This window comes from Psychroserpens sp. (genome assembly GCF_036960315.1).
Lineage (GTDB): Bacteria > Bacteroidota > Bacteroidia > Flavobacteriales > Flavobacteriaceae > Psychroserpens.
Genome location: NZ_JBALVR010000002.1, coordinates 126,745 through 141,114, shown reverse-complemented (window position 1 = coordinate 141,114; position 14,370 = coordinate 126,745). Strand labels below are relative to the sequence as shown.

Genomic DNA, 14,370 nt, shown 5'->3' with positions numbered 1-14,370 from the left:
GATGTAAATATGGCGAAGATATGTAAAACTAAAGACCCCAAAGGGTAATTGTACTAGTAATCACCCCAAAATGTGTAGGAGAATTAAGTGAAATTATTTGTGTTTCGTTTAGCATTTTTTATAGTCTATACTTTCCAAATGTATTATTTTTACAAGAATAAAAAAACTTAAAGGGTTGATTTACATTTTTTCCAGTTTAAAATAGAAAATGTGTTTTATTTGTTTTTTAAGCGATAATAATTGTCATTTTAGCAATAGATTTTATAAGAGATACATGAAGATTTTTTCAAAAGAACAGATTTACGAAGGCGATAAGCTTACAGCGAAGAAACAAAACATCACTTCTACAGAGCTAATGGAGCGTGCAGGAATAGAAATTTTCAATTGGTTGCATCTGCGAATGCAAGGCGCTCAAGTGCCTATTCATGTATTTTGCGGAATTGGTAATAATGGAGGAGACGGTTTGGTTGTTGCTAGGCATTTAATTACTCATGGTTATAATGTAAATACTTATGTTGTTAATTGCAGTGATAAGCGCACTAAAAATTTTTTAGTAAACTATGATTTGATAAAGCAAACCACTAAAAAGTGGCCAAATATGTTGAGTTGTGAAGCCGATTTTCCGGAAATGCATAACGATGATATTATTGTTGATGCTATCTTCGGAATTGGGCTAAATAGACCTGTAAATGATTGGGTGAAATCGCTGTTTAATCACTTTAAAGATAGTCAGGCATTTACGCTTTCGGTAGATATTCCTTCAGGGATTTACACCGATAAAATTCCTGAAGATGAAAATGGGGTGGTTTGGGCAAATTATACCTTGAGTTTTCAATCACCAAAACTCGTCTTCTTTCTACCGGAAACTGCCAAATATTCTCGCGAATGGGAAGTATTAGATATTGGTATAGATCGGGAATTTATAGTTGCTAGCGAGACAGAAGCTGAATTGATTGGTAAACGCGAAGTATTACCTATTTATAAACCGCGAGAAAAGTTTGTACATAAAGGAACTTATGGTCATAGTTTGATTATTGGTGGTAGTTATGGGAAAATAGGCTCGGTTATATTAACCAGTCGTGCGACATTGTCAATTGGAGCTGGAATGGTTACGGCCTTTGTGCCAAAATGTGGTTATCAAATTATGCAAACTGCTTTTCCAGAAGCTATGGTGATTACAGATGAGAATGAACAAATAATCTCTAATATTAATTTTGATATAGAACCAAAAGTTATCGGTCTAGGCATTGGGATTGGAACTGAAACTGTAACCATTTCTGCTCTTGAAAAATTCTTAAAATCAAATAAAACACCACTTGTTATTGATGCAGATGGACTTAATATATTATCAAAGAAAAAGGCCCTTTTAAAATCGCTTCCGGAGCAAACGGTTTTAACCCCTCATCCAAAAGAATTAGAACGTTTAATTGGTAAATGGAAAGATGATTTTGATAAACTCGAAAAGACAAAGAAATTCTCAAAAAAATACAATGTAATTGTTGTCATTAAAGGCGCGAATACCATAACTGTTTTTCAAGACAAATACTATATAAACTCTACAGGTAATCCGGGTATGGCAACAGCTGGAACAGGCGATATTTTAACAGGTGTAATTACAGGGTTGATTTCTCAAGATTATGATCCGCTTGAAGCTGCTATTTTTGGTGTGTATTTACATGGAAGAGCTGCAGATATAGCCATAGAAGATTTAGGGTATCAAAGCTTAATTGCAAGTCATATTATTGAGGCCTTAGGGAAGGCTTATGTCGATCTGTTCAAACAACCAGAACAGCCTCAAGTTGAAGAGGCAAAACAAGAAGAATTATAACTAAAAAAAGCCACTCAAACGAGTGGCTTTTTTTTGATATCTTATATGCTTAAGGTTGCATTTTAAGTTCTTCTTCTAGCAGTTCTACTAATTTAGGATCTGATGGTCTTGGTGCATCTGCACTTACGATATTCCCATTAGGATCTATTAAAATAAACCTTGGAATACCTTGAATAGCATAATCTTGAACGAATTTAGATTTCCAATCGTTGTCTGCCATTAACTGCATACCGCCTAGCTCTTTGTCTTTTACCATAGCCACCCATTTATCATGGTCTTTTACTTGGTCGATAGAAGCACTTACAAATTCTATGTTTTCATTATGAAATTTCTTTTCAACTTCTTTAAGAGAAGGAATTTCTCTAATACAAGGTCCGCACCATGTAGCCCAAACGTCAACATAAACATATTTTCCTTTTAAATCAGTAAGAGACATCTCACCACCTTTATGGTTTTCATAGTTAACAAATTGAGGAGATGGTTTTCCTTTTATTAAGTCTTTGTTCTTTTCAAACGTTTCTGTAAGATTCTTTTTACTGTCTTCATTTGTTGAATTACTTACAAAAAAATTATAAAGTGACTCCATATTAGGATTTCCTGGAGATACCAAAAATCCTCCTAAACTATTTATTACATCGTTTTTTAAGGCCTGTATTTTGATGTCTTTAATGCTCTTTAAGTGATCTGTAGTTGTAGAAAGGTGATTTTCACCAATGGCATCATAAATAGGCTTAATAGTTTTTCCCATAGCCAAGCTTCTATACGAAGCCGACATTTTATAAGCCTGCGAATCATTAAAACTCATAGCTTTTAACTCTTCAGGTAAAAAACTTTCAGATATTTCATATTCAGGATTCTTAGCATAATGTCTATGGTAATTTTGATAGCGATCCATCATGCTATATTCATCATAAACCAAATTGTTTTTCTCTGTAGCCACAAACGCTTCATCAGCATTTTCTAAAGCATTAAGATTTTGAAGATTATCAGATGCCATCTTACTTAGGCTTTTCTTGTAGGTATCTTCATCTTGTGAATAGAATGCTGCGGGATCTTTAGTTACGGCTTCGTTATTTAAATACTTTTTAACGAGGTAGTTGTTTTCTGTCGCACCTTCACTTGTATAGTTTATAGATTCATCAAATTCTTTTATGTCTAAGGCCATGTTGATATTATCACCTTTTTTGAGATACATTGAAGTGCTTTCTCTGCCAATTGAAAGTGAATAAAATCCGTTTTCAGGAATTCGAAGTGTATCAGCAAAAGTGCCATCTTCGTTAATTGCTATTTCTGTTTTAAAATCTGCACTCTTCAACATCGCTGCTGTAGCTTTAGAATTTTCTACCTTACCAGAAAGAATAGCGTAATCAATTTTTGGTTCTTGCTGACATGCAAAAATGGAAATTGCGAGTACGGCAATAATTAATCTTTTCATAATTTAATCGTTTTAGTTACTCAAAAATACAGATTATTAGTTTTTTAAAAGAAATTTTATTAATTATTAACATTTGTTGCACAATTGAGATGTTATTCAGAATTTTGAATTCGTAAAACATACCTATGAATTCAATACATTTTATCTCTTCTGAAATTTTAGAGATCTCGACTATTAGCGATATTATTTTTCAGAATAAAAAAATAGAGCTTTCTAAAGCAGCTATCGAAAAAATAGAAAAATGTCGAAACTACCTTGACAATAAAATTGAAAATCAAGAGGAACCTATATATGGGATTAATACAGGTTTTGGATCACTATGTAATGTAGAAATTTCAAAAGATAAATTAACTCAGCTTCAAGAAAACTTAGTCATGTCACATGCTTGTGGTGTTGGCGAATTAGTGCCTAAAGAAGTTGTGAAACTTATGTTGCTTCTCAAAGTACAATCCTTAAGCTATGGTCATAGTGGAGTTCAGCTCCAAACAGTACAACGCTTGATAGATTTTTTTAATAACGATATACTACCAGTAGTTTATACCCAGGGTTCGTTGGGTGCGTCTGGAGATTTGGCGCCTTTGGCACATTTGGCATTGCCATTAATAGCCAAAGGAGAAGTTGTATATGAGGATGAGGTTTATGACTCTCAAGAAATTTTATCAAAATTTAGTTTGGAACCGATAGAATTAAAATCAAAAGAAGGTTTGGCCCTATTGAATGGGACACAATTCATGAGTGCTTACGGAGTTCACTTACTTATTAAATCATTTAAGTTGTCTTATTTTGCAGATCTAATTGGAAGTATTTCTTTGGATGCTTTCGATGGAAGAATTGAACCTTTTAATGAATTAGTTCATTTGGTTAGACCACATAAAGGTCAGATAAAAACTGCCGAACGTATTCGAGGATTTTTGGAAGGAAGTGAATTGATTAAACAGAAAAAAGAACATGTGCAAGATCCGTATTCTTTTAGATGTATCCCTCAAGTTCATGGGGCAACAAAAGACACCTTGGATTTTGCTCACAAGGTTTTTAAAACAGAGATCAATTCAGTAACAGATAACCCAAATATTTTTGTTGGTGAAGATGAAATTATTTCCGGAGGAAATTTCCACGGACAACCATTAGCTTTAGCTTTTGATTACTTGAAAATAGCTATGGCAGAGTTAGGTAATATTTCTGAAAGACGAATCTATCAATTGGTGTCAGGTCAAAGAGGTTTACCTACTTTCTTGATTGATAATCCTGGAGTGAATTCTGGATTTATGATTCCACAATACACAGCTGCAAGTATTGTTAGTGCAAATAAGCAATTAGCAACACCAGCAAGTGTCGATAGTATCGTATCTAGTAATGGTCAGGAAGACCATGTGAGTATGGGAGCAAATGCAGCGACACAATGTTATAGTATTGTGAGCAATGTTGAACGAATTTTATCTATAGAATTACTTAATGCAGCTCAAGCTATATATTTTAAAAAACCCCTAAAGTCTTCACCTTTAATTGAATCTTTTTTAGGTAGTTATAGAAATGAAGTGGAATTTGTAAAAGAGGACCAAGTATTTTACAAATTGATTAAAACAACATTGCATTTTATCGATGATTTTTACATTGAAAATGAATTGATTTTCGATTAAATGCAGAAAAAAATGTTCAACTGTTTATTATAAGAAAAAAGAATAAATTTATTTGGCAGTCAGTATTTTATAGTATACTTTTGAGATAAGTCGAGGTGGATTTCGTCCACTAATAAGACTGATAGTAGCCCCTATAATAGCAAACGGATTACTATTCTTACCTTAAAATTGTTTGATAGCACAACAATTGATTATTAGCATTTATTGAATTAGAATGGCAACATTCTAGTATTTGATGTTCTGTTTATACAGTTCGTCATAATTGATTTTAAGCTTATTCGTAAATCTTGTATTTACGCTTTTGCTGGCAATCCCTGTATTGTCATTATATAAATGTTAAGATAATTTTAATTTAAACCAAAATGTTATGTTTATGAGCAATTTTACCCGAAGCGGTGGACGCGCCAAAATTTGGCAATCCATCACGAACCTATCGTGTTGCATTGATTTTATGACTAGACGAAGTAAGAGCATGAAGGCGTTTGCCTTTATCATGCTTTTTGCGTTTAGTACAGTTTCTGTGTTTGCACAAGACTTGGAGCGAAGTACATTCTTCAACCGATGTCAAAATGATGCACCCCCTGGGCCTTCTGAGGCCGATGTGGCAAATCTTTATTTAACTCAATGTGGAGATCTTCTTGCAGAAGTTGTCAAGTCAACTTTAATGGAAGGAAACGATTGTGCTTGGAATGTTGAATACACTTACGATGTTAAGTGTGGCGCCTTTGAAGAGCAAATCAAAATCTCTTATAACGGTGGAGATATAACCCCTCCTGAGTTAAATGATGGAGCAGAGCTTCCAACTGGAGACACTGGATTAATCCTGTGTTACAACGCTATTCCTAGCGGACCTTCAATTGGTGATATTACTGCGTTATATTCAGATAACTGTAGTGATGTTTTTGTTACCAAGTCTGGAACTCCAAATGGTAATGATTGTGAATGGGATGTAACCTATACGTATACTGTTAAGGATGCATGTTTAAACATGGTAGCAGAAGACTTAGTGATTACTTATACAGGAGGTGATACTCAAGCACCAACTCTAAACAAAGGATCAGTTATTCCTGGAAACATGGATGGTATTGAAGCTTGTTTTAATGCGAAACCAGCAGGACCAACTGTAGAGGAAATTTTAGCTTTATTTTCGGATAATTGCGGTAATGTATATGTTACAAAGTCAGCAGCATCTAAATCTAGCGATGGAGATTGCAAATGGTTGGCAGAATATACATATACAATTAAAGATGATTGCGATAATTACGCAGACACGATTATAATTGTATACACTGGAGGTGATACTGTAGATCCTGTTTTATCAGGAGTGCCAAATGATACTACTGTTGATTGTATTGATCAAATTCCTGAACCTGATTATAAATTAGTTTCTGCTACAGATAATTGTGCAGTGGATTTAGAAATTATAGTTACAGATGATATTAGTCAGTTAGGAGATTCTTGTACAGGAGGAGTAGTTGTTAGAACATATAGAGTTACTGATGATTGTGGATTTAGTGATTCAGAAACACAGACGATAACTGTATTACCAACACCTGAGGCTACATTAAATGTGCCTGAATTGCCAACAAGCATTTCATGTGAAGAAGCAGCTGGCTTTTTAGCTGCGAATGCTACATATAGTAACGGTATTGATGAAGGAGCTTGTGCTGTTTCAGGATCTATTGAAGCAAATGTGAATCCTCAATATACTGAATGTGGAGGTACAATTACTGTATCTTACGATGGAGTTGATTCTTGTGATCGTCCATTAAGTGCAGGACCATATATTATTACAGTAGACCCAGCACCAGTAGCAGTGTTTAATGGAGTACAAGATATTTCTATAGCTTGTTATTTAGCTGACCAATATGAAGTAAACCCATTAGGATACTCTAATGGCGGAACTGGAGTATGTGAGATTTCAGGATCAGCGCCAGGATCATTAAGTGGATCATACGATGAGTGTGGTGGTACTTTATATGTAGACTGGACTTACACTGATGACTGTAACAGAACAATCACAGCTAAAAAAACAATTACTGTTTTACCAGCACCAGAAGCTGAGTTTGAAGAAGTTTTAGACATGGAGATTTCATGTGAAGAAGCTAATTTACACGAAGCAGGATCATTAAGTTATACAAATGGTGGAACTGGAGCATGCGAGATCTCAGGATCAGTTCTAGGAGAAGCAACACCAGATTATGATGAGTGTGGAGGAGTGATTTCTGTAAGCTGGACTTACACTGATGATTGTGAAAGAACAATCACAGCAAATAAAACAATTACTGTATTACCAGCACCAATGGCAACGTTTGAAGAAGTTCTAGACATGGAGATTACATGTGAGCAAGCTAATTCATTCGAAGCAGGATCATTAAGTTATACAAATGGTGGAACTGGAGTTTGTGAAATTTCAGGATCAGTACTCGGATTATTAAGTGGAACATACGATGAGTGTGGTGGTACTTTATATGTTGACTGGTCTTACACTGATGATTGTCAGAGAACAATCACAGCTAAGAAGCAGATTAATGTTTTACCAGCACCAGCCGCAGAGTTTGAAGAAGTTTTAGACATGGAGATTACATGTGAAGAAGCTAATGCATTCCAAGCAGGATCATTAAGTTATACAAATGGTGGAACTGGAGCATGCGAGATCTCAGGATCAGTACCAGGCGAAGCAACACCAGATTATGATGAGTGTGGAGGCGTAATTACTGTCAACTGGACATACACTGATGATTGTCAGAGAACAATCTCAGCAAGTAAAACAGTTACTGTATTACCAGCACCTCAAGCTGAGTTTGAATTAGTTGAACATATTACAATTACGTGTGAAGAAGCTAATAACTTACAAGTAGGATCATTACCATATACTAATGGTGGAACTGGAGTTTGTGAAATTTCAGGATCAGTACCAGGAGAATTAAGTGGAGAGTACGATGAGTGTGGTGGTTTATTATTTATAGATTGGACTTATACTGACGATTGTGGAAGAACAATCACAGCAAGACAACAAGTAAAAGTTAACCCAGCACCAGAAGCAGAGTTTGAAGAAGTTTTAGACATGGAAATTACATGTGAGCAAGCTAATTTATACGAAGCTGGATCATTAAGTTACACTAATGGTGGAACTGGACTTTGTGAGATCTCAGGATCAGTACCAGGAGAATTAAGTGGATCATACGATGAGTGTGGTGGTACTTTATATGTTAACTGGACATACACTGATAAATGTGACAGAACAATCACAGCAAGTAAAACAATTATTGTTTTACCAGCACCAGGAGCAGAGTTTGAAGAAGTTTTAGACATGGAGATTTCATGTGAGCAAGCTAATTCATACGAAGCAGGATCATTAAGTTATACAAATGGTGGAACTGGAATTTGTGAAATTTCAGGATCAGTACCAGGATTATTAAGTGGATCATACGATGAGTGTGGTGGTACTTTATATGTTGACTGGACTTACACTGATGATTGTCTAAGAACAATCACAGCTAAGAAAACAATTATTGTTTTACCAGCACCAGCGGCAGAGTTTGAAGAAGTTTTAGACATGGAAATTACATGTGAAGAGGCTAATTTATACGAAGCAGGATCATTAAGTTATACAAATGGTGGAACTGGAGCATGCGAGATCTCAGGATCAGTAGCAGGCGAAGCAACACCAGATTATGATGAGTGTGGAGGCGTAATTACTGTCAACTGGACATACACTGATGATTGTCAGAGAACAATCACAGCAAGTAAAACAGTTACTGTATTACCAGCACCAATGGCAGAGTTTGAAGAAGTTCTAGACATGGAGATTACATGTGAAGAAGCAAATTCATTCGAAGCAGGATCATTAAGTTATACAAATGGTGGAACTGGAACATGTGAAATTTCAGGATCAGTACCAGGATTATTAAGTGGAGCATACGATGAGTGTGGTGGTACTTTATATATTGACTGGGCTTACACTGATGATTGTCAGAGAACAATCACAGCTAAGAAAACAATTATTGTTTTACCAGCGCCAGCAGCAACGTTTGAAGAAGTTTTAGACATGGAGATTTCATGTGAAGAAGCTGAAGATTTTACTGCTAATTATTTAGCTCAAGGTTTTGTAGGAGATTTTGATGCAGCTAATTGGAATTTAGATCTTTCTAACGGAAGTATTGCAATTAATGCAGTAGATATGACAATTATAGGAAATAGCGGTTCTGGAGGAACTACTCAAGCAACAGCTACTTGTCCAGTTAGTGGCACCTATAGCTTTGATTGGGATTATGCAAATCCAGATGATTCTGCCTACTGGGATCCTGCATTCTATGTAAATGGAGTAGCTATTGATCTTACAGATGGAAGTTCTGTGCAATTTGACTCAGGATCTCTTTCAGTAAACTGTGCAGCAGGTGATGTCATTGGATTCGGAATCAATAGTTTAGATGGATTAGGAGATGGTGCAACATTAGTGATTACTAACTTCTCAGTTGGTAGTGCTAATATGTTAGCATATACCAATGGTGGAACTGGAGCTTGTGAAATTTCAGGAGCTGTACCAGGATTATTAAGTGGAGCATACGATGAGTGTGGTGGTACTTTATACATAGACTGGTCATACACTGATGATTGTGGTAGAACAATTACTGCACAAAAAGTCATTACTGTCTTACCTGCACCTCAAGCTGAGTTTGAAACAGTTGAAGACATGACAATTACATGTGAGGAAGCTGCAGCTATTGTGAGTACAACTTTAGTTGAAGACTTTACAAACCCAGGTGAAATATACCCATTTGAAGGTTTAGCTGCTGCTAACGTTACTGCCGATCCTCAGGATGGTAATAACCAAGTATTAGAGCTTATTTCTACAGATGCAGGTCAACCATGGCAAGGTGCCGGGCTTATCAATAATATTGATTTAACTAATACGAAGTCTATGAAGATTGATGTATTAGCAGATCAGGCATTTGATCTCTTAGTTAAGGTAGAAAACACACCAAATGATTTTGCAGAAACTGGAGTATCTTACACTAACGTAGGACAATGGCAAACATTGACTGTGTCGTTTGATCAACCTTCTAATGGTGAGGCTACAGATCAGGTTTATCCAATATTAGCACTATTCCCTAACTGGAACGTTGGTGCCAATGGATGGAACGAAGCTCCAGGAAACTTCGCTGTATATGTTGATAACATTGTTGTAGGTGGACCAGGTTGTCTATCTTATACTAATGGTGGAACAGGAGCTTGTGAGATCTCAGGATCTGTACCAGGTGAAGTTACAGGAACATACGATGAGTGTGGTGGTCTGTTAGAAGTAGATTATACGTTTACTGACGATTGTAATAGAACAATCACAGCTAAGAAGATTATTACAGTTTTACCAGCACCTGAAGCTGTATTTGAATCAGTAGAAAACATGACGGTGTCTTGTGAAGATGCTGAAGATTTTACTGCTAATTATTTAGTTGAAGGTTTTGTAGGAGATTTTGATGCAGCTAATTGGAATTTAGATCTTTCTAGCGGAAGTATTGCAATTAATGCAGTAGATATGACAATTATAGGAAATAGCGGTTCTGGAGGAATTACTCAAGCAACAGCTACTTGTCCAGTTAGTGGCACCTATAGCTTTGATTGGGATTATGCAAATCCAGATGATTCTGCCTACTGGGATCCTGCATTCTATGTAAATGGAGTAGCTATTGATCTTACAGATGGAAGTTCTGTGCAATTTGACTCAGGATCTCTTTCAGTAAACTGTGCAGCAGGTGATGTCATTGGATTCGGAATCAATAGTTTAGATGGATTAGGAGATGGTGCAACATTAGTGATTACTAACTTCTCAGTTGGTAGTGCTAATATGTTAGCATATACCAATGGTGGAACTGGAGCTTGTGAAATTTCAGGAGCTGTACCAGGATTATTAAGTGGAGCATACGATGAGTGTGGTGGTACTTTATACATAGACTGGTCATACACTGATGATTGTGGTAGAACAATTACTGCACAAAAAGTCATTACTGTTGAACCAGCACCTACAGCGGAATTTGCAACAATCTTAGATGCATCAATTGCATGTGAAGATTTAGCAACTTATGAACCAGAATTCTTATCATATACAAATGGTGGAACTGGAGCATGTGAGATCTCAGGATCTGTTCAAGGTGTAGCCGATGCTTTCGAAGGAAGCTGTGGTACGTTTGAAGTTAACTTTACATTTACTGATGATTGTGGAAATACAATTACAGCTAAACATGTGATTACTGTTATTGATGAAACTGCACCAACTTTAGTAGGTGAAGCACCAGGTGGTGAGTCATTTATTAATGCGTGTTTCGGTAACCGTCCAGAAGGACCATCTATATCGGAAATCACTGATTTATTTGTAGATAACTGTGGTAACGTAAATGTTACTAAAGACGAAACAGTAGTGGAAAGCTCTGATTGTCAATGGGCAGTATTCTATGTGTATACTATCTCTGATGATTGTGGTAATTTCGCAAATAACATCAAAATAAGCTACTTCGGTGGTGATGATAATGCTCCTGTATTAACAGGTACATTACCAAATGGTGTTACAGGTTTACAGTGTTATGGTGAAAACCCTGGAGTTTCTGAAACTATAGTTGCTGATATTACAGCAGCATACATTGATGACTGTGGAGAAGTAATCGTTACACCATTAGAGCCTATATTTACAGGTGATGATTGTGGATGGACTGCTACGTATACATATACTGTTCAAGATTCTTGTGGAAACTTTGCTAATAACGTAGTTATCGTAAATAGTGGAGCTGATACAATCAATCCAGAATATAATGGTGACTTAGATGATACATTTACAAATACTACATTATGTTTTGATTCTCCATTAGGAGAGCCAAGTGCTGATGATATGAAGTCTATGTTCTCTGATAATTGTGATAGTGATTTAACAATCACTAAAACAGTTCAAGCATTCGGTTCTGACTGTCAATGGTTGAAAGTATTCATCTATACAGCTACAGATGATTGTGGAAACGTTTCTGATCTAATTAAGATTAACTATGAAGGATTAGATGTTGAAGCGCCAGTATTTGATCTAGGCTGTCAGTTAGATGTAGTTATTGGTACCATGGACGGTGCTATATGTCCTGATGATGCAGAGATCAGTTTAAATATAAATCAAGAAATTGATGTATTTACAAGCTGGACAGTAGGTGGTATAGAAATACTTCCATTAGTAGGTTGTGTAAGTGATAATTGTAGCGCTGATGAAGAATTAGTGATACGAGTGAAAGACAAAACAAAAGTAGGAGATGACTGTAGCCAGACATTGACAATAACTTTTGTGGCAATCGATGCTTGTGGAAAAATATCTGAAGACTTTGTATGTGTCTATACTATCATTGATGATACTGCACCAGTTGTAACGTGTCCAGTAGGTCAAGACTATGGTCTTGTAACTGAAGCACCAACAGGATTTGCTGATAAAGCAAATTACACTGATAACTGTCAGGCTGATGGTGAAACACAGGACTTTACAGATTCTGTTGTTTCAGTTGTTTCAATTGGGACTGAGAACTTTATTATAGAGTGTATTCGAATTTCAGATGATGTAATTAATTCTACTTGGACTTATACAAGAACAGGTACCGATAATAATGGATATGCTACTTATGATGCTTTAATTAGTACAGGTAGTACCGGACACGTAAGTTACAACGCTGACTTAGGACAGTTTGAGAATTTCGTAGATGGTGATGCAGATCCAGCATGGATTAACGTTACAGATGCACTTTCTGCTTCTTGTTTGACTGAAGATTGGGATTATGTAGTTCCAGGTGGTGTTCATTATTTAAATGCTATTTGTGTTAATAGTGGAGCAAGTACTAGAGATTACACTTTAGTGCGCACATTCACAGCTAATGATGGTTGTGATAACACTGCGACTTGTGATGTTGTTTACACATGGTCTTATGAATTAAGTTCATGTGATAATGCTGAAGTATTAGATTGTGGAGCTGTTGTAAGCGGTGATACATCTGTTACTGGTTCTTCTGCGGTTGACGGTCAAGACTGTGTTTCTTTCGGAGAGGCTACTGGTGTATGGTATACAGTTGTAGGAACAGGTAATCCTATAGTTGTTAGTACATGTAGTGAAAACACAACTCATGATACGTACTTAAGTGCTTATTCTGATTGTGGAATTACTTGTGTAGCTAATAATGATGATAACTTCACTTGTGAGCATAGTAGTCTTCATTCTCAAATAGAATTTGATACTGTTGCAGGTGAAGAATACAAAATCTTTGTATCTGGATTCGCTGGCGGTGTTGGAGCTTATGAGTTATCTGTTGAGTGTTTAACTGCTTGTGAAGCAGCTGATGAAATTCAATGTGGTGATATTGTAAGTGGTGATACTACTAATGGTACTCCAGTATACGATGGTCAAGACTGTACATCTAGTGAATTTAGCACAGGTGATTGGTACTCATTTGTTGGTACCGGAGATCTCGTTACATTTAGTACATGTAGTGCAAACACAATGTATGATACATACTTAAGTGCTTATACTGATTGTGGTACAACATGTGTTGTGAATAATGACGATGACTTCTCTTGTGAGCATAGTGTCTTTCATTCTTCTATCCAAGTTCAAACTGAAGTTGGTCAAGAATACAAGATATATGTATCTGGATTCTCAACTAGTGAAGGAGCTTATGACTTATCAGTAACATGTGAAACTCCTGTTACTGCTACAATCGTAGATTGTGGTGGAGATGGTGAAACTGTAGCAGTTAATAACTATCCTAACAATGTACTTCTAGAATGGGCATTTACGTCTAGTACTGGAGATCCATTAACAATTAATTTTGATGGTTCAACTGAAGCAGGATTTGATGAGATATTTGTTTATGACGGTCTTGATGCTACTGCGCCATTCCTTGGTGTATTTACTGGAGACTTAACTGGTCAATCTGTAACAACAACTGGAGATTCAGTATACGTTACATTTGATAGTGATGGTTCTGTATCAGGATTCTCATTTATAGTTGATGTAGCATGTGGTCAATTAGCTAGACAAGCTCAAGAAGATGTGAAAATCGACTTTACTGCTTTCCCAGTGCCATTTGATAATGAAGTAAACATTGCTTACACATTTGAGTTTGAAACTAACGTAACTATTGAGTTATTTGATACTAAAGGCTTACAAGTCTTCAGTGAAACTAACAAGGATTACGTTGCAGGTTCTAATGGTAGATCAACATTTGATTTATCTAGATACTCAAGCCAAATGTTCTATGTGAAGTTGACAACAAGTCAAGGTTCTGTTACTAAGAAGATTGTATCTTCTGGTAAGTAGTAATTGATAAATAATTAGGGAGATTCCCTAAGGGTATATAAGAAAGGCAGCTATTTAATAGCTGCCTTTTTTTTATGGAAATATTTTTACTTCTGAATAGTTGTCAAGCAAAACAGACTACTCGACTAATTTATCT

The 14,370-nt window shown here is 36.0% G+C and carries 4 protein-coding genes; 3 read left to right on the top strand and 1 reads right to left on the bottom strand.

Annotation, left to right across the window (positions count from 1 at the left end; genetic code table 11):
* Positions 1-274 precede the first annotated feature (274 nt).
* Positions 275-1,828: an NAD(P)H-hydrate dehydratase gene (locus V7719_RS04275; RefSeq protein ID WP_335728633.1), complete on the top strand. Its 1,554-nt coding sequence runs from the start codon at positions 275-277 to the stop codon at positions 1,826-1,828.
* A 49-nt stretch (positions 1,829-1,877) separates the two neighbouring features.
* Here the strand turns inward: V7719_RS04275 and V7719_RS04270 are convergent, their stop codons facing one another.
* Positions 1,878-3,263 carry a TlpA family protein disulfide reductase gene (locus V7719_RS04270; protein ID WP_335728632.1) on the bottom strand — a complete coding sequence of 462 codons (1,386 nt, stop codon included), beginning with the start codon at positions 3,261-3,263 and terminating at the stop codon, positions 1,878-1,880.
* Positions 3,264-3,388: 125 nt separating this feature from the next.
* Between V7719_RS04270 and hutH the strand changes: the two genes are divergently transcribed.
* Positions 3,389-4,900 (top strand): histidine ammonia-lyase, encoded by a 1,512-nt coding sequence (hutH, locus tag V7719_RS04265; protein WP_335728631.1) that lies wholly within the window; start codon positions 3,389-3,391, stop codon positions 4,898-4,900.
* A gap of 373 nt (positions 4,901-5,273) precedes the next feature.
* Entirely contained in the window at positions 5,274-14,234 is an 8,961-nt protein-coding gene (locus V7719_RS04260) for a T9SS type A sorting domain-containing protein (protein WP_335728630.1), read from the top strand.
* Positions 14,235-14,370: the final 136 nt, after the last annotated feature.

What these genes read in the sequence shown, in the direction of transcription:
- V7719_RS04270 (WP_335728632.1), bottom strand. Translation starts at nt 3,263, where the DNA reads ATGAAAAGATTAATTATTGCCGTACTCGCAATTTCCATTTTTGCATGT.
- hutH (WP_335728631.1), top strand. Translation starts at nt 3,389, where the DNA reads ATGAATTCAATACATTTTATCTCTTCTGAAATTTTAGAGATCTCGACT.
- V7719_RS04260 (WP_335728630.1), top strand. Translation starts at nt 5,274, where the DNA reads ATGAGCAATTTTACCCGAAGCGGTGGACGCGCCAAAATTTGGCAATCC.
- V7719_RS04275 (WP_335728633.1), top strand. Translation starts at nt 275, where the DNA reads ATGAAGATTTTTTCAAAAGAACAGATTTACGAAGGCGATAAGCTTACA.